This window comes from Arcanobacterium phocae, assembly GCF_018913465.1.
GTDB classification, from domain to species: Bacteria; Actinomycetota; Actinomycetes; order Actinomycetales; family Actinomycetaceae; genus Arcanobacterium; species Arcanobacterium phocae_A.
The window spans coordinates 202,466-219,642 of record NZ_JABAPM010000002.1; the positions used below are offsets into that span (position 1 = coordinate 202,466).

Below are 17,177 nucleotides of genomic sequence, written 5' to 3' on the forward strand. Positions count from 1 at the left end.
AAAGGAGCAACCAATGTCATCGTTGACTAAAAAATCGCTTGCACTTGCCTCCGTGCTCACTCTAGGAGCCGTTTCGCTAACTGGATGTGCAGTTGACGAAGGTAAACAAGCAGAAGGTAGTGGAAGCCTGACAGTCGCTTGCGGCGCACTCGATCAGCTATGCCAAAAGTGGACCGAAACATTCCAAGAAAAAACTGGTATTCCAACTAAATTTGTCCGCCTTTCGTCAGGTGAAACAGTAGCTCGTCTCACCGCTACCAAAGGGAATCCAGAATTTGATATCTGGCACGGAGGCCCAGCAGACGGATTCGGCGCCGCAAATGAAGAAGATTTGTTAGAGCCTTATAAGTCACCAGAAGCTGAAAAGATTCCGGCGAAGTACAAGGATGAAAAAGGTACGTGGACCGGAGTTTATATCGGCGTGCTCGGTTTCTGTTCTAACCAGAAACAACTTGATAAGCTCGGTTTGCCCGCTCCAGAGTCATGGGACGACCTGCTCAAACCAGAACTGGCTCAACAAGTCGAATCTGCCCACCCATCAACCTCGGGTACCGCCTACACCACGCTCTGGGCACAAAACCTCCGACTTGGCGGCGAAGATGCAGCTATCGATTACATGAAGAAACTCTCTGGAAACATTCTCCAATACACAAAGTCTGGTACTGCGCCCGGCCAAGCAGCTGGACGTGGCGAGGTAACTACCGGAATTTCATTCATTCATGACTGCGCTCTCTATAAAGAACAAGGCATGAGCGACATGGTTATCACCACGCCTAAGGATGGAACCGGATACGAAGTCGGTGGCGTAGCAATCATCAAAGGCACCAAGAATCTTGACCTAGCGAAAAAGTATGTTGATTTTGCTATCTCGCCCGAAGCACAGAACATTGGACCTGAGGTTGGTTCCTACCAGGCACACACTCATCCAGATGCCAAAGACGATCCTCGTATCACCAAGCTTGACGAAGTCAACCTACTCACTTGGGACTTCGCCGAAGCTGGCGCAAAGCGAGCTGAACTAACTAAACGGTTCGATAACGAAGTCGTCGCACCGCCGTCGAAATAAGTTACGCGAATAGGGAGCGACGAAAATCATGAGCACTGCACCAATAGTTGGAGCGGTTCCGCCACAGCCAGGCACAGATAAAACTGCTACTGCGCGGGAAATCCGACGCACCATCCAGAACAAACGCAAACACGGACGAGACGTGCCAACGCTAATCATTACTATCGTCGTCGTCTCTATTCTGTTACTCCTCACAGTGTTCCCGCTAATCCGCGTCTTCTCCGAGGCGCTCGGCGAACGCGGCCTCGAGGTATTGACGTCTATGGTTTCCGATCCTTACCCTCGGCAAATCATCGTCAATACTCTCATTCTTGGGGTCGTGGTCGGATTAGCGGGAACGCTCATCGGGTTCCTGTTGGCGTTTGCACACGTTCGCCTTGACTTCAAAGGCAAGAAACTTCTCAATCTACTAGCACTCATCCCGATTGTTGCACCACCATTTGCAGTTGCAACCGCAGTCATTACTCTTTTGGGACGCAACGGCATCATCACCAACGGGTTACTGGGCCTAGATAATTTCAATATCTACGGTTTAAAAGGCATGACCTTAGTACTCACGCTTTCTTTCTTCCCAGTTTCCTATATGAATTTCCGCGGGCTATTGTCCACTCTCGATCCTTCGTTAGAAGAAGCCGCAGCGGATTTGGGAGCAAGCAAATGGAACATTTTCACACGCATTACCCTGCCACTCATGTTGCCTGGTTTTGCAGCATCGTTCTTGTTGTTGTTTGTTGAAGCAATCGCAGATCTGGCAAACCCACTAGTGATCGGTGGCGATTTTACCGTGCTTTCGTCCCGGGCATATATCGCGTTCACCGGCGAATACGACATTCCTGCTGGCGCTGCTTATTCCCTGATTTTGCTTGTGCCTTCACTGTTGGTATTCATTATCCAGCAGTACTGGGTTGGGCGAAAGAACACCGTGACTGTTACTGGTAAACCAGCCGGCAAGAAAAAGCTCATCACAGATAATTCTTGGCGAATTCCAATCCTTACCGCGGTTGGACTCGTCGTGGCAGTCATTATTACTCTGTATGTCACCGTTATTATTGGATCCTTCGTCAACATTTTAGGTGTTGATAATACCTGGACATTGGATAACTACCGTTACGTCCTATCCGGCATCGGCAACGAAGCAATCCTCGATACCACCGTGATGGCGCTCATCGCAACGCCTATCGCTGCTTTCCTTTCTATGATCATCGCATGGCTGGTAGTAAGAAAACTCAAGCATGGGCGCGGAATCGTTGATTTCATCGGTATGCTCGGTCTAGCTGTTCCAGGAACTGTTGTTGGACTCGGCTACGCTATTTCGTTTAATAACCCAGTCATTTTTGGGGGCCGTATGTGGCTTCCGGCCCTTGGTGGCGGTGCGGCACTCTTCGGTGGCGCAATTGCCATCATTATGGTCTACGTCATCCGTTCGGTGCCTTCCGGCCAGCGAACAGCAATCGCTACCCTGCAACAAATATCGCCATCTATCGAAGAGGCATCAGCTTCACTCGGCGCAGATTCTTTCAAGACCTTCCGAAAGGTCACACTGCCATTGATTAAACCTGCACTCGCAGCTGGTTTAATTTATGCATTTGCACGTGCGATGACAACCCTCTCCCCCGTGATTTTCTTGGCCACTCCAGATGTTCAGATTATGACGAAGAAGATTTTGGCAGAAGTTGATGCTGGACGATTCGGAAACGCATTCGCGTTTTCAATGGTGTTGTTCTTGATCGTCATTGTAGTTATCGGAATTATCGAACTGATTCTTGGCGATGGTTGGACAAAGTTGAAGAAAAAGCTACCTAACAGTAGCCACAAATAATAGTCAATTCATACTGAACGTGCACGAACCTAGGAAAGAAACTTCTCATGAATAAAACAACAACTTCCTCAACAGGCCCGCAAGGACGCGTGGTTCTACGAGATATTATCAAAGAATTCCCTACCGATCATGGCGTTTTCCGCGCTGTCGATGATGTAAATATTGAGATTGAGCCGGGCGAGTTTTTAACTCTACTTGGACCTTCTGGCTGTGGAAAGACAACAACACTGCGTATGGTTGCTGGCTTTGAAACACCATCCTCTGGCGCTATCGAACTCGATGGCAAGGACATCGTGGCAGTGACACCGGAAAAGCGGCCGATGACTATGGTGTTCCAGTCCTACGCGCTCTTCCCGCATCTGACAGTCCGCGAGAATATCGAATACGGCTTAAAGATCAAGAAAATGAAACGTGCTGAGATGGACTCGGCTGTGGATGCAGTCTTGGCATCGATGAGTTTGACGGGTTTGCAAGACCGCGCGCCGTCTCAACTTTCTGGTGGCCAGCAGCAGCGTGTAGCGTTAGCCCGAGCAATCGTCATGCAACCGAAAGTATTGTTATTCGATGAACCGCTATCAAACCTGGATGCCAAGCTCCGTGAACGCATGCGGATGGAATTACGGCAAATGCAACGCCGGCTGGGAATCACCTCGCTGTATGTGACCCACGATCAGTCTGAAGCCATGACCCTATCCGATCGGGTGCTAGTGATGAACAACGGCCGGATCGAGCAGGTAGCATCTCCAGAAGAGATTTACCGCCACCCTGCTACCGTGTTCGTGGCAGACTTTATCGGGCGCGCGAATTTCTTACCGTGTGATGTTCTAGAGCGAGGCACTGATCAGGTTCGTGTGAATGCGTTGCAGGAAGAATTAACAGTTCCGGCACATAGTACAGTAGCCAGTAGTGAAGAAACAGTTGTCCTTGTGCGTCCAGAATCGATGCGCCTCGTAGGACTTGCCGATAGCGATCCACGCGCAATCGTTGGCCGCACAGTTCGGGTGCTCTCCACCGTGTTCTTCGGTGACCATGTTGAATACGAAGTGGAAAGCGAATCCGGCACGATCGTTGTGATTGAATCCGATCCGGATATTGACAAGATCGCTGCCGAAGGTGATTGGGCGAGAATCTCCTTCGATCCGCGTAAAGCGTGGGCGTTGCCAGCAGCTTAACGCATTTCCTTCTCTCCTCTTTTATCTCTCCACCGGTGGCCGGGTTCTGAGATTTTCAGAACCCGGCCACCTCTATGGCACTTCTTGTGCATCCAGTTTGCATTTCAGCCAAAATCCGGCAGAAATCACCAGTTTCATACCGAAAATGCAAACTGAGTGCACACGGTACTGGTTACTTGAGCTATAGGCCAGCCACGGTTTTTTACAATAATGCCAAATAGTAAAATAAATGGGATTTTGGTGAGGTGACTTTTCCATGAAAAATACTCATAAATGCCCAAAGTGCGGCAGTAATGAACTTGTCAAGGTCCCCGGAAGCGCAAGGGCCTACGGCGTAGGAAACAATATAGTAGTAGGTTTGACTTATATTTCCGCAGTTTTAGTCGATAGATATGTCTTGTAGATGCGGCTTTTCCGAGGAATGGATCAATCAAGCGGGCATTCAGAAGCTAAAGAAAAAATACCAATAATAGTATTAATCTCAGTCTAAAAAACTTTTGCCTCGTTCACATTGTTCTCACGACTCATACGAAGAAGGTTGGGAGCATCGGTAAATGTTCCCAACCTTCAAAAACTATTAGCCTAACAGCTTTCAAGCTTATCCTTATGCTTCGATCACCGTTGGAATGATCATCGGTGAACGCCGAAGCGACTTAGCAGCCCAGCGCCCTAGTACCCGCCGCATAGCTTGTTGCATCTGATAGGTTGTTGCGCCCTCGGAAGCAATTGCTTCTTCTAATGCTTCAGTGACCTTAGGCAAAATGTTATCGAAAACTGAATCGTCTTCGGCCATGCCACGAGCTTGGATATGTGGACCAGCAATAATACGGCGCTTTTGCCTATCCACAACAGCAAAGACAGCGATAAAGCCTTCCTCGCCAAGCGTCAAGCGATCAGTAAGTTCCGCTTCGGTAATCTCGCCCACCGATGAGCCATCAACGTACACGTGACCACACGGGACTTCACCAACGATGGCACATTTGCCATCGTGCATGTCAATGACGGAACCATCTTCAGTCAAAAGCACGTTCCCCGCCGGCACACCAGTTTTCACAGCAATAGCACCGTTAGCAACGAGGTGGCGTGGTTCGCCGTGTACAGGCATCACATATTCTGGCTCAACAGTGTTGTAGCAGTACAGCAATTCACCTTGGGCGGAGTGACCAGAAACGTGTACCTTAGCGTTGCCCTGATGGACGACGCGAGCACCCAACTTCGTTAACCCGTTGATCAATCGGAATACAGAGTTTTCGTTACCCGGAATCATCGAGGAAGCGAAAATGACGGTATCGTTTGGTCCAACCGCAATCGATTTATGTGTTCCACTGGCAATTCTCGAGAGCACAGCCATCGGCTCGCCTTGCGAACCGGTAGACATATAGACAATCTTTTCCGGCGGAACCGATGGCGCATTCTTTAGGTCTACCAGTACGCCATCTGGAACGTTGAGATAGCCAAGTTCTTCAGCGATGCCCATATTGCGCACCATAGATCGGCCAACGAAACACACTTTGCGGCCAAACTTGGCGGCTGCATTGAATACTTGTTGTACCCGGTGGACGTGCGAAGCAAAAGACGCGACCACGATCTGCCCAGTTGCTTGAGCAAAAACGCTCTCTAACACTGGCCCGATTTCGCCTTCGGAACGGACAAACCCGGGTACTTCTGCATTGGTGGAGTCCACCATGAATAGGTCGATGCCTTCATCGGCGAGCCGGGCAAAAGTGCGCAGGTCAGTAATACGCCCATCGAGCGGCAACTGATCCATCTTAAAATCGCCAGTATGCAAAATAGTTCCAGCCACCGAACGTATTGCCACCGCCAGCGCATCAGGAATCGAGTGGTTAACGGCCACAAATTCGCATTCGAATGGGCCGATCTTTTCCACATCGCCTTCTTGGACTACCATGACGTATGGCTTAATCCGATGTTCAGCGAGCTTGGCCTCGATTAGTGCAATCGTGAGTTCTGATCCGATGATCGGAATATCCTCACGTAACCGCAACAAATACGGCACTGCCCCGATATGGTCTTCATGTCCATGGGTAAGAATAATAGCGTCAACGTCGTCCATCCGGTCTTTGATGTAGTCAAAGTCTGGAAGGATAAGGTCTACACCTGGTTGGGATTCTTCAGGGAACAGTACGCCACAATCGACGATGAGCAGGCGCCCGTTAAGTTCAAAGACAGTCATATTTCGGCCAATTTCGCCGATTCCACCAAGCGGGACGATGCGTACCGTGTCCGGCTGAAGTTCTGGAGGCAATAGTTCATTCACACTACCTATTGTAGCTGATTGCTCTCCTTGGCAGAACCGGGTCGCTAACTCTGAACGAAGTTGAGACAATAGGTACGTGAGTAGCGATAAATTATCAGTACGTCCGGCACTCCCTCAAGATGCGTTAGCTATCGGTCGAGTCCAATCCGAAGCAATGTTCGAAGCGATTAGTGCCGGTTTAGAGCGAACGCCTGGCGTTGGAGTACGCATGATGCTCGACGTCGGATCGCTGGCCTCCGTGTGGACCGATACATTATCGCGCCCGGCGATTCCAGGATGTCACGTACTCGTGGCTGACGCGAATGAACACGTTGAGGGTTTGGCTGTCCTGGCACCGGCGGATCCGGTTATTCTGAACGACGACGATCCCGACGGTCTCGATTCCGAAACCGGTAAAAAACGGGTTGCCGTTGAGATTCAAGCCTTCGATGTGCCGTCCCGGTTTGCAACCCAACAGCATGAGCCTCGAATGCTAGCTGCACTAACTGATATCGCCAAGGACGCTGGGGCAACCGAGATCCACATATGGGTCATCGCCGGGCATGACAAAATGACAAACCTACTTACTCAGACCGGATTCAGAGCGCGCCCGCTCCGCCGCGTGGCACAGATCGATGGCGGCGAGGTAGCCGAGTTCTTGTGGTGGGCGTTATTGTAGTTACGTTATGGTCCAACGATAGCTGACGATCGTGGCTGGCTAAGAATATCGAGAGCCAGCTGCTGTACTTGATCTGCCGTCACCCGGCGTGAGGCTTCGAGCGAATGCTCGATAGACCAAATATCGCCACGGAAAATCTCAGATTGTCCTAGCCGTGACCGTCTAAAACCATTCGCTTCAGCTGAGAAAACAAGCTGAGCGCGGCGTTGGTTGAATGCCGTCAACATTTCTTGCTGGGATACTCCCCCATGCGCAATATCTTCTAGGCATTGAGTCATAATTGCCGCCACATCGTCAGCATTTTCTGGCTGGCATTGAGCTTCCAAGAAGAACGCACCGCCTTCAGCTGAATTCATCTGCCACGCATAGGTTGAGTATGCCAACCCGCGCTTTTCACGAACCTCTTGGAATAGCCTCGACGACGGACCACCGCCAAGAATAAGTTCAAGAGCCATAGCCGTATGCTCGCGTTCGTCGTCGATCGTCAAACCTGGCCACCCAAGAGCTACCGCGGTCTGTCGTCCCGGACGAGTCATGCGTACGTCCTGCCCGATCGTCGGGTAAGAAATATCAGCAACTCGCCGGCGAGGAGCCGGCAGAACGCCGTCGTCAAGAATCCAACCACTCCCCAACAACAATGCCTGCACAAGTTCACAAAAATCACGATGGTCAACATCGCCAACAGCGGTAAAAATAATCTCCTGTGGCTGGTAGTTCCGGTGATAGTGATCGAGCATGTCACTATGACGCAACCCAGACACGGTTTGCGGCGTGCCACCAACTGGGCGTGCTAGCGGATGGTCGCCCATCACCAACGGCAGTAGCGCATGTTCGGCAACATCAGTGACGTCGTCTTCCGAAGCAGCTAATTCTTCTAAAATCACGCCGCGTTCGGTTTCCATCTCTCCCGCGTCGAGCGTAGACCGAGTGAGCATATCGATCAGCAACTCCATCAGCTGCGGAAGATCCGACGCAAAAACACGCCCATAATAGGAGGTGTATTGACGTGCAGTAGCGGCGTTGAGCGTTCCACCGAGGAAATCACCAAGAGCAGAAATATCTGTAGCACTTTGTGTGTCAGTACCTTTAAACAGCATATGCTCTAAAAAGTGTGTGGAGCCTTCCTGCCCTGGTAGCTCGTCACGCGAGCCGGCACTCACCCAAAACCCTGCCGACACCGAACGCTGGCCTGGTACTTTTTCAGTCAGTACTCGTACCCCACCAGGCAAAATCGTTCGTTGACCAACGATGCCATCTTCTACAAAAGTCAGTGTTTCGTAGGTATCCATCGGCAAGTTGACGGTTGTGAAGGTCATACATTCCTCCTAATGTGGGCAATTCGCCGGTGTACACACAGTTACACACGGCAATTCCCTATCTTACTGCATCGTCACAGGTAACGGCTCGTAAGACTTTTCTGACTGTTACTGGGAAGGCAGTTATTAGCGAGCATCCTTTGTATACGGATACTACAGAGCGGGACAAGACCGAAGTCTTGTCCCGCTCTATGAGTTAGTTAATCACTCAGCTGATTCTGCTGACGGAGCTGAATCTGCCGATTCTTCGACCTTACGGGTCCGACGGCGTGGGCGACGCTCGCGACGCTCACCACGGTCCGAACGCTCGCGACGCTCACCGCGGTCCGAACGCTCGCCGCGTTCACCACGTTCCGCGCGCTTGGCCTTGAATTCAGCCTCTGCAGCCTTTTCAGCTTCGAGCTGTTCTTCGGTCAGAACGGCATGAAGGGAAAGCTTTCCACGCTGATCAATCTCAGCGAGTTCAACCTCAACCTTATCGCCTACGTTCAGGACGTCTTCGACGTTCTCAACGCGCTTACCACCGACGAGGCGACGGATCTGCGAGATGTGGAGCAAACCGTCCTTGCCTGGAGCCAAGGAGATGAATGCGCCGAAGGTCGTGGTCTTGACGACGGTTCCAACGAAACGCTCACCGACTTCTGGCATGGTTGGGTTAGCGATCTGGTTGATCGTCTGACGAGCAGCTTCAGCGGAGGTTCCATTGGTTGCACCAATGAACACTGTGCCATCGTCTTCAATCGTGATATCTGCACCAGTATCTTCTTGGATCTGGTTAATCATCTTGCCTTTCGGTCCGATGACCTCGCCGATCTTGTCTACTGGGATCTTCACAGAGATGATGCGTGGTGCAGTCTGTGCCATTTCTTCTGGTTCCGGAACAGCTTCTTCGATCAGATCGAGGATTGCCTGACGGGCATCATGCGCCTGGCCGAGTGCACCCGCCAAAACTTCAGCCGGAATACCATCAAGCTTGGTGTCAAGTTGGAGTGCGGTGACGAAGTCACGGGTACCGGCAACCTTGAAGTCCATATCGCCCAATGCGTCTTCTGCACCGAGGATGTCAGTCAAAGCTACGTAACGCTGTTCGCCGTCGATCTCGCCAGAAACGAGACCCATAGCGATGCCAGCAACAGCTGCCCGCAACGGAACGCCTGCGTTCATCAACGAAATAGTTGATGCACAGACCGAACCCATCGAGGTAGAACCGTTCGAACCGAGAGCTTCGGAGACCTGGCGGATAGCGTATGGGAACTCATCACGCGACGGCAACACTGGAACAAGTGCACGCTCAGCAAGCATTCCGTGACCGATTTCGCGGCGCTTTGGTGTGCCAACGCGACCGGTCTCACCAGTTGAGTATGGCGGGAAGTTGTAGTGATGAATGTAGCGCTTTGAGGTAACCGGAGAAAGGTTATCCATCTGCTGTTCCATCTTGAGCATGTTCAGGGTGGTGACGCCCATGATCTGGGTTTCGCCACGCTGGAAGAGTGCCGAACCGTGAACTCGTGGCAAAATGCCAGACTCTGCGGTGATGGTACGGATTTCGAGTGGGGTGCGGCCGTCCATGCGTTCACCGGTGGTCAGGACGCGCTCACGCATTGCCTTCTTCCAGTGAGCATTGACTGCCAAGGCAAGTGCTTGCTCGCGCTCTGGGAATTCCTCGATGAGGGATTCGACGATGTCTTCAGTCAACGCATTCAATGCATCGTCACGTTCATGCTTATCGACGATGCCCCATAGTTCTTCGAACCGGTTGCCGAGCTTACCTGCAACAGCATCGTATTCAGCATCTTCGTACGATGGGAAGAGTGGGTATTCTTCGGTTGGCTTGGCAGCCTGAGCAGCCAATTCTGCCTGAGCTTCACACAACACGCGAATGAACGACTTTGCAGCTTCGAGACCTTGAGCAACAACTTCTTCAGTTGGCTTCACGCCACCCTTAGCAATGTTCTCGATGGCATTTTCGCCACCTTCTGCTTCGACCATCATAATGGCGACGTCGTCGCCCACAATACGTCCAGCAACAACCATGACAAAAGTCGCGCGTGGAAGTTCAGACCAGCGTGGGAATGCTACCCACTGACCGTCAATAAGAGCAAGGCGAACGCCTCCGATTGGACCGGAGAATGGTAGACCCGAAAGCTGGGTGGACATTGACGCAGCGTTGATTGCTACGACGTCATAAGCGTCATCTGGGTGAATGGTAAGGATAGTCGCTACGACCTGAACCTCGTTGCGCAAGCCTTTAACGAAGGCTGGACGCAGAGGACGGTCAATGAGGCGGGCAGCCAAAATAGCGTCAGTAGTTGGACGGCCTTCGCGACGGAAGAACGATCCTGGGATACGACCGGCTGCGTATGAACGCTCTTCCACATCGACGGTGAGTGGGAAGAAGTCGAAATGTTCCTTCGGCTGGCTTGACACAGCGGTTGCCGAGAGAACAGTTGTTTCGTCATCTAAGTATGCAAGTGCGCAACCAGCAGCTTGACGGGCCAATAGGCCGGTTTCAAAACGAATGGTGCGGGTGCCGAATTTTCCGTTATCAATAACGGCTTCAGCAAATTTTACGTCTGGACCCTCCATGGGATCTCCTTTACGGTTATCGCCCTGGTGCGGTCATCGATTCTCATGAACGGACTTCCTAGCTTCTGCTAGTTTCCGTTCACCACAACCGAGGACCGAACCTCGCGGGCAGCTTCTTTATCTTCGATGCGTACCAGCGAGGTACGCGGTTTTCCGTAGGCGCTTGGCGCCGTGTATAAAACTGGACGTTTTATACGTAGTGACGACGACGGGGCCGCCAGTTACGTAATCTATGTTACGCGATTATCTGCCTTAATGTTGTGAAAGGCGCACATAAACTTATCGGCCCGAACCATGACGGCCGGGCCGATATTTTCACGTCAGCGACGCAAGCCGAGACGTGCAATAAGGGAGCGGTAACGCTCGATATCTTCAGCAGCCAAGTAGCCGAGGAGGCGCTTGCGCTTACCAATGAGAAGCATCAGACCACGACGTGAGTGGTGATCATGCTTGTGAGTGCGGAAGTGCTCTGTCAGTTCCTTAATGCGGGCAGACAGAAGTGCAACCTGGACCTCCGGAGAACCGGTGTCACCTTCATGAGTTGCGTATTCCTTGATGATTTCGTTCTTACGCTCTGCAGATAGAGCCATACGATCACTCCTTTTGTCCTTGTTGCACGGAGCCCGAGGCTTGTTCTCTCGAGCGATGACACTCCGTGGCCGATCCAACGGCTGTTTGATTCTACCACGGCTAGACTTGACGCCCGAATCGAGCCTTGTGAAATTGGGTACTTACTTCACGTACCTCAAGGCAAGCGCGACGTTTCCGCACCAATATGTAAATACCTAAGCGTCCGATAAAGCCATACAAATAATCCGAGCAGACTCACTGCTGCTAAAATTAACACCTCTGCATCTGGTTGTAACTCCCCAGCTGACCCTAGACTATTAGACCACGCAAGCAAAACACTTCCACAAGCTACACCGCAGGCAAACGCTAAAATCGTAATTCCGGCAATCGCTTTTCTCGCGGAGCAAGTAATATCGCGGTATGCCAGCGCTTGCATAATCAGTCCAGCAACCAGAAGTAGCCACACGACTAGCTCCATTAAATAAAACGGATACTGGTTAGTACTGAGCACAACAGAACGCCACACACCAATAATTGTAAATAGACTGGCTTCTCCGATAGCTTCATTGCGTAGGTACTTATCCATGTCGGTTCCTCAATGACGTATTCCCCTAAAAGGGTATTTGAGCGTGCAGACATCTTCCTCATTTGGCCAGAATCTGCAGATATTGAAATCAATCCTAGCGCAGATTGAAGCAACCGTCTATGAGTATTTAGTGCCTAACCGCTAGTACGCCGTCACCGAATCTGGATCGACTCGTCCCGCCACTGGCACGGACAAGATGTCCGCGGTGGACCGCAAATCATTATCCATTTGGCAGAGCAGCTCATTAACATCAGAAAAGCTCATCATGGGGCGCACATAGTCGATAAAATCGATCGCGACTTCTTCCCCGTAAAGGTTAAGATCACTTCGCCCTAGTACGTGGGCCTCTACTGTGCGTTCAACACCATCAAATTGCGGATTAGTTCCAATAGAAATTGCAGCCGGCAAATGTTCCGTTGCCTTCGTTTCTGGGATGGTACGTACTAGCCAGCCAGCATAAACACCATCAGCAGGTATTTCGCCAACGCCTACGCCCGGCAGATTCGCCGTCGGAAAGCCAAGTTGACGACCACGCTTAAAACCATGCTCAACTACGCCACGAATCCGGTGTGGTCGGCCTAGTACTTGCGTTGCTTGCCGAACATCACCGGCACGCAGTAGATCACGCACCCATGTAGAGGACCACCGTCTACCATCATGCAAATCACAAACATCATCCAAAATAATCGCGGTTAAATCATGGTTACGCCCATAGGAACGCAGAAAATCACCATCTCCTGAGTTATTACGCCCAAACCGTACATCTTCTCCAGCTACAACCACCCCAGCATGCAACATGTCTACAAGTTGCTGGTCAACAAATTCTTGTGGGCTCTGGCGCGCGTAGTCCAGCGTGTAATGTTGAACAAAAACCGCATCAATCCCAGCCGCTTCTAATCGTTCTAAGCGATCAGCAAGAGACGTAATCAACGGTAAGGGAGTATCCGGATTATGAACGAGACGCGGATGCGGATCAAAAGTTAATGCGACTGCTTTCAGACCACGCTGACGGGCTTGCCGGACGGTTTCTTGCACCACTACCTGGTGCCCCTTATGCACACCGTCGAAAATACCAATAGTCACAACTGTCGTGCCGATATCGCACGGAATATCGATTGCACTATGCCAAATTTGCATCGGTTAAATTCCACGCAATCCTAATTGTTTACGACCCTGCGAGACATCATCCGGCGCAGAGGCTGGGGTGTTCTCAGTACGAATTCCATGATGACGACCCTTGCCGCCACAACCACACCCACTGTGCTGACCAGCTGTTGCTGCTTTCTTACCGCCGCAACCGCAGCCCTTTTTCTCTTCAGTCATGGGCACCATGATAATACGGCCGGTTGACAATAGGTTAGGTGGTGTGCCGGAAATTCGGTAATAGCGCAAACCTCGTCCATACATACCTATGTTTGCGTTATTGCCAAGATTTTGGCACAACATCCGTAGAAAAAGGGAGCAGGATAGATGAGATCTATCCTGCTCCCTCAGTTCACCGTTAACTCACGGCAAATAATATGTAGGATTAGGGAGCTTGTAGTGGGCGTCCGCGTATCCACCAATCAGATCAGAGTATTGATCGCCAAAATTACCGACGATGCGATAACCTAAGTCATTCTCGATATGCTTACGAACCGAGGATTTGAACTCGATAGTAGTGCACTTTTCCTTAGCACACGTAACCCACTGCGGAAGTTCAGCAGCCTTGGATGTCTTCTTCGTGAAGTAGATGCTCGGATCAATAGCTGGATATCCAACTTCCGTCATGTTCCGCTGAGTTATCTCTTTTAGATCATCGGAACGTCCAGTTAAACCAATAACCTCACAGCCGGCACCCTTAGCAGCAGAAACTAGTTCCGCCATTCCAGGTGTTGCTGGAAGCGCATGGTAGTTCGTCTTGAGGTAATCAATCTGCTTTGCTGGTGAGAACGCGAACTCCATCCATTCTTCCATGTCATAAGTCCATAACGTCGTGTCATCAGCATCCAGCGTGATAGCTGGCTTTTCCCCATGCGCAACAGCAGTCTGGCAGCGCTCGACGACCTCACCGCGAGCTTTATCCGTGACTGCCTTCAGCTCGCTGATGTATGGTGAAGTTTCTTTGCTAGAAACGTATTGACCCAGCTCAGCGTCCTTATGCGCCGCATAGTAATGACGCAAGGTTGACTTCACAATATCCATATTTGGAATATCAGAGTCTTTCACCCCCGGACGCGCTCCGGAAGATCCATCAGGTGCAACAACATACGTGGATTCAGCTGGTGCCATACCTGCAGCTTTATCGCGAGCTTCCCAGTCTGCGTCTAGGTTTGGGCTAGGCAAATAGTAAGTGGCATTTGGTAGTTTGACCCACTTTTCGGCTTGACCACCTTGCAGATCGGACCATTGGTCACCGAAGTTTCCAATAATGGTGTAGCCAAGGTCTTCCTGAATATGTTGGCGAGTACCAGCCTTAAACTGAACAGTTGTACACTTCTTCTTTTCCATGTCACAACGGCCTTGGTTAACTAGATACTCCGGCATCGGATCGTCCTTCATGAACTTCGTAAAGAAATACTCGTTCGTGAACAACGGCTTTCCGTCTGCATCAACATATCCAGCATGCTCCAAATTAACCACGGTATATGCCTGTTGTTTGCTATTACGGCCTGTCAATCCAATAATCTGGCAGCCAGCATCGTGAATTTTCTTCACAGCGTCAACCATTCCCGGAGTTGCCGGCATTTCATGAGCATCAAACCAAGCTTGCTGTTTTGCAGGCGTAAAAGCGAAATTCATCGCCCCGTCTTCCATGTCGTACGTCCATAATGTGGTGTCATCTGAATCAAACACAGCAGCAGGTTTCTTACCAGCAGCTTTGGCATCAGAGCACATTTTCGCTACCTCATCACCGGCCGCCGAAGCAATAGCAGTAACATCCCGAATGTATGGCGAATCGTTCTTGTCGGCGATGCCATCTTTCGAGGCATTCATGTATGCACGCAGCGTCTTTTTAGCGACATCCCAGTTGATAATATCTTCACCAGAAGCAATGTCACCGGTTGAACCATCAGCCTTCATCGTGAAGGTTGTTTTAGGTGTCATCCATGATTCGTCGGTGGCAGGCCGAGAAATGCCCGTGTTGCTGGAATCTGGTTGTTGCTGCGGCTTGTCCGCGTCAGCTTTCTTGTCTTTTGCAGCGTCATAGTGATAGCCTTGCGGGCATTTCTTGGCTGTTGACGCATAGGACTGCACCGGAGCGTACGTCATTGCCCCGACCAATGCGACGAGGAGCATCATGGCTACTCCCGCGCGCTTTTTCCGGATAATTAAAAAAGCACCCAGCATGAGCATGCCGAGTGCAAGTGCAGCTAATAAACCTGTTGACATACCTGTTTTAGCAAGATCAGGTACGCAGTAATCTGGGATCACGTGTCCTCCTCGTTGAAGAATAATAACGTCCTCGCACAATGTGCTCAGAGGTACATGATAGCCCCATTCATATCCCGGTGCCGAACGCTAAATGCGGTAATAGCGCAAACCTCGTCGATATATGTCAAGGTTTGCGCTATTGCCAAGTTTTAGACACAGCCAAAGCGTCAGGAGATCCGAATTTGCAGATCAGGTTTGAGCTGTTTAGAACGCGGGGAGACAATCGCAATTGCTTGCTCCCCCAAGAATGCACATGCAGGCCATTTATTGGCTCCGTCAATCCTAATCGGATCGCGACGATCGATAAACAGTCCTCTCCCAAGCCGTTCAGCCTCCGCCACATCTATATCGATCCGAGAGAATGTTTGTGCACACACGTCATCGATCCCGACTACCGGTAGCTCTCCCCCATCAGCAATACGGTCTCGGAGTATCTCAATAGTATGAGCCTGATCCACATCCCATCGTCCCACATGCTGCCTGCGCAGCATTGACAGGTGTGCCCCAGCTCCAAGTTTTGCGCCAAGATCGCGGGCCAAAGCACGTACATAGGTTCCCGAAGAAACGTCAACGGCAACGTCAAAAGCCAAGGTGTCGTATCTTTTGTCCCCAATTTGCACAGATTCAGATGCAACATCTGAGGTCCGATCAAATCGATAGATTGTAATTGTCTGAGCAGCCAGATCTACTTGCGCACCATCGCGAACAAGATCGTGGGCTCGTTTTCCACCAATTTTCTTCGCCGAAACGGTAGCCGGGACTTGCTGGATCTGACCAGTTAGTTCAGCTATCGCCGTGTCAATCCGATCGGAATCGATCGCGCTAACAGCGTCTATCTGATCATTTGACGGAACGATCGGAACGCCGTCTGCGTCATCGGTGTCAGTTCCGACTCCCAAGACGATCCGTGCTACATACGTTTTGTCAGCACCGGTTAGGTACTGGACCAGTTTGGTCGCTCTACCAAATGCTACCGTCAGAAGTCCGGTGGCCATGGGATCGAGTGTACCGGTGTGCCCGACTTTGCGAGTAGCACCGAGCCGGCGTAAAGCACCCACGATATCGTGCGAGGTAACGCCTTGTGGCTTATCTACAAGAATCAGACCATCGATAGCTTCATGCAGACCACGCGGCAGATCGCCCCACGGCATAATACGCCGGGGGCGATCTATCTCGCGTTTACGATTCCGGGCCACTTACTCGGCCGACTCGGAGTCAGTCAGCTCGTCATCAGCTTCGCTGTCCATTAGGCCTACAGATTCTGCTGATTCTTCATCTGGCTTCCGGTATGGATCAGGATCTCCAGCATACTGGGCATCTTGAGCCATCTTCCGAATCTGTTCATCACGGTAACGAGCCGCAATAAGCAGATCCTCAATGGATTTTGCCGATTCTGGCAGTGCGTCCAAGTGAAATGCCAGCGACGGAGTCAAGCGTAAACCTAGCTGTTTACCAACATTTGAGCGGATCACTCCGGTAGCTGAGCGTAATGCTGCAGCAGTACTCTTTGCGTCGTGCTCATCACCGAAAACGGTGTAGAACACATCTGCATGCTGTAAATCGCCAGTTACCCGCACATCAGTAATGGTGACCATACCTAACCGCGGATCTTTGATCTGCTTGTCAAGCATTGATGCCACTACCTGTTGAATACGTTCCGCTACTCGAGCGGCGCGTGGATTAACCATAGTTCCTCACTTTACTAAGCGCAC

General features: G+C 51.0%; 14 protein-coding genes. 4 read left to right on the plus strand and 10 right to left on the minus strand.

Annotation, left to right across the window (positions count from 1 at the left end; translation table 11 throughout):
* Window positions 1-13: 13 nt before the first annotated feature.
* Genes KSO86_RS03510 through KSO86_RS03520 form a run of 3 tightly spaced genes read left to right on the plus strand, consistent with a single transcriptional unit; the run spans window position 14 to window position 4,057 of the window.
* Window positions 14-1,066 (plus strand): ABC transporter substrate-binding protein, encoded by a 1,053-nt coding sequence (locus KSO86_RS03510; RefSeq protein WP_216378916.1) that lies wholly within the window; start codon window positions 14-16, stop codon window positions 1,064-1,066.
* Between the two features lie 28 nt (window positions 1,067-1,094).
* Window positions 1,095-2,885 carry an ABC transporter permease gene (locus tag KSO86_RS03515; RefSeq protein WP_216378915.1) on the plus strand — a complete coding sequence of 597 codons (1,791 nt, stop codon included), beginning with the start codon at window positions 1,095-1,097 and terminating at the stop codon, window positions 2,883-2,885.
* 47 nt (window positions 2,886-2,932) lie between these two features.
* Complete coding sequence (locus tag KSO86_RS03520) at window positions 2,933-4,057, plus strand: ABC transporter ATP-binding protein (protein WP_216378914.1); 1,125 nt, start codon at window positions 2,933-2,935, stop codon at window positions 4,055-4,057.
* 604 nt (window positions 4,058-4,661) lie between these two features.
* Here KSO86_RS03520 and KSO86_RS03525 read toward each other — a convergent pair.
* Window positions 4,662-6,335, minus strand: coding sequence for a ribonuclease J (locus KSO86_RS03525; protein ID WP_216378913.1), 1,674 nt, complete (start codon window positions 6,333-6,335; stop codon window positions 4,662-4,664).
* Window positions 6,336-6,411: 76 nt separating this feature from the next.
* Between KSO86_RS03525 and KSO86_RS03530 the strand changes: the two genes are divergently transcribed.
* A complete protein-coding gene (locus KSO86_RS03530; protein WP_216378912.1) occupies window positions 6,412-6,993 on the plus strand; it encodes a hypothetical protein in 582 nt (193 codons plus the stop codon).
* A 5-nt stretch (window positions 6,994-6,998) separates the two neighbouring features.
* Here KSO86_RS03530 and KSO86_RS03535 read toward each other — a convergent pair whose 3' ends face one another.
* The 9 genes from KSO86_RS03535 to rbfA all read right to left on the minus strand — a co-directional run bounded on the left by KSO86_RS03535 (window position 6,999) and on the right by rbfA (window position 17,153).
* Window positions 6,999-8,309, minus strand: a complete 1,311-nt coding sequence (locus tag KSO86_RS03535) for a M16 family metallopeptidase (RefSeq protein ID WP_216378911.1) — start codon at window positions 8,307-8,309, stop codon at window positions 6,999-7,001.
* A gap of 204 nt (window positions 8,310-8,513) precedes the next feature.
* Window positions 8,514-10,895: a polyribonucleotide nucleotidyltransferase gene (locus KSO86_RS03540; RefSeq protein ID WP_216378910.1), complete on the minus strand. Its 2,382-nt coding sequence runs from the start codon at window positions 10,893-10,895 to the stop codon at window positions 8,514-8,516.
* 320 nt (window positions 10,896-11,215) lie between these two features.
* On the minus strand, window positions 11,216-11,485 hold the full coding sequence (gene rpsO / locus KSO86_RS03545) for a 30S ribosomal protein S15 (RefSeq protein WP_091282045.1): 270 nt from the start codon (window positions 11,483-11,485) through the stop codon (window positions 11,216-11,218).
* 155 nt (window positions 11,486-11,640) lie between these two features.
* Window positions 11,641-12,051, minus strand: a complete 411-nt coding sequence (locus KSO86_RS03550) for a hypothetical protein (RefSeq protein WP_216378909.1) — start codon at window positions 12,049-12,051, stop codon at window positions 11,641-11,643.
* Window positions 12,052-12,192: 141 nt separating this feature from the next.
* The gene (locus KSO86_RS03555; RefSeq protein WP_216378908.1) at window positions 12,193-13,188 is read right to left on the minus strand and encodes a bifunctional riboflavin kinase/FAD synthetase; all 996 of its coding nucleotides are present in this window, start codon (window positions 13,186-13,188) and stop codon (window positions 12,193-12,195) included.
* A gap of 3 nt (window positions 13,189-13,191) precedes the next feature.
* The gene (locus KSO86_RS03560) at window positions 13,192-13,374 is read right to left on the minus strand and encodes a hypothetical protein (protein WP_157672976.1); all 183 of its coding nucleotides are present in this window, start codon (window positions 13,372-13,374) and stop codon (window positions 13,192-13,194) included.
* Window positions 13,375-13,557: 183 nt separating this feature from the next.
* Window positions 13,558-15,465: an HAD family acid phosphatase gene (locus KSO86_RS03565; protein WP_216378907.1), complete on the minus strand. Its 1,908-nt coding sequence runs from the start codon at window positions 15,463-15,465 to the stop codon at window positions 13,558-13,560.
* A gap of 167 nt (window positions 15,466-15,632) precedes the next feature.
* A complete protein-coding gene (gene truB / locus KSO86_RS03570) occupies window positions 15,633-16,616 on the minus strand; it encodes a tRNA pseudouridine(55) synthase TruB (RefSeq protein WP_216379066.1) in 984 nt (327 codons plus the stop codon).
* A 45-nt stretch (window positions 16,617-16,661) separates the two neighbouring features.
* Window positions 16,662-17,153 carry a 30S ribosome-binding factor RbfA gene (gene rbfA, locus KSO86_RS03575; protein WP_216378906.1) on the minus strand — a complete coding sequence of 164 codons (492 nt, stop codon included), beginning with the start codon at window positions 17,151-17,153 and terminating at the stop codon, window positions 16,662-16,664.
* Window positions 17,154-17,177: the final 24 nt, after the last annotated feature.

What these genes read in the sequence shown, in the direction of transcription:
- rpsO (WP_091282045.1), bottom strand. Translation starts at nt 11,485, where the DNA reads ATGGCTCTATCTGCAGAGCGTAAGAACGAAATCATCAAGGAATACGCA.
- KSO86_RS03550 (WP_216378909.1), bottom strand. Translation starts at nt 12,051, where the DNA reads ATGGATAAGTACCTACGCAATGAAGCTATCGGAGAAGCCAGTCTATTT.
- KSO86_RS03560 (WP_157672976.1), bottom strand. Translation starts at nt 13,374, where the DNA reads ATGACTGAAGAGAAAAAGGGCTGCGGTTGCGGCGGTAAGAAAGCAGCA.
- KSO86_RS03520 (WP_216378914.1), top strand. Translation starts at nt 2,933, where the DNA reads ATGAATAAAACAACAACTTCCTCAACAGGCCCGCAAGGACGCGTGGTT.
- KSO86_RS03535 (WP_216378911.1), bottom strand. Translation starts at nt 8,309, where the DNA reads ATGACCTTCACAACCGTCAACTTGCCGATGGATACCTACGAAACACTG.
- KSO86_RS03540 (WP_216378910.1), bottom strand. Translation starts at nt 10,895, where the DNA reads ATGGAGGGTCCAGACGTAAAATTTGCTGAAGCCGTTATTGATAACGGA.
- truB (WP_216379066.1), bottom strand. Translation starts at nt 16,616, where the DNA reads ATGCCGTGGGGCGATCTGCCGCGTGGTCTGCATGAAGCTATCGATGGT.
- KSO86_RS03510 (WP_216378916.1), top strand. Translation starts at nt 14, where the DNA reads ATGTCATCGTTGACTAAAAAATCGCTTGCACTTGCCTCCGTGCTCACT.
- rbfA (WP_216378906.1), bottom strand. Translation starts at nt 17,153, where the DNA reads ATGGTTAATCCACGCGCCGCTCGAGTAGCGGAACGTATTCAACAGGTA.
- KSO86_RS03515 (WP_216378915.1), top strand. Translation starts at nt 1,095, where the DNA reads ATGAGCACTGCACCAATAGTTGGAGCGGTTCCGCCACAGCCAGGCACA.
- KSO86_RS03555 (WP_216378908.1), bottom strand. Translation starts at nt 13,188, where the DNA reads ATGCAAATTTGGCATAGTGCAATCGATATTCCGTGCGATATCGGCACG.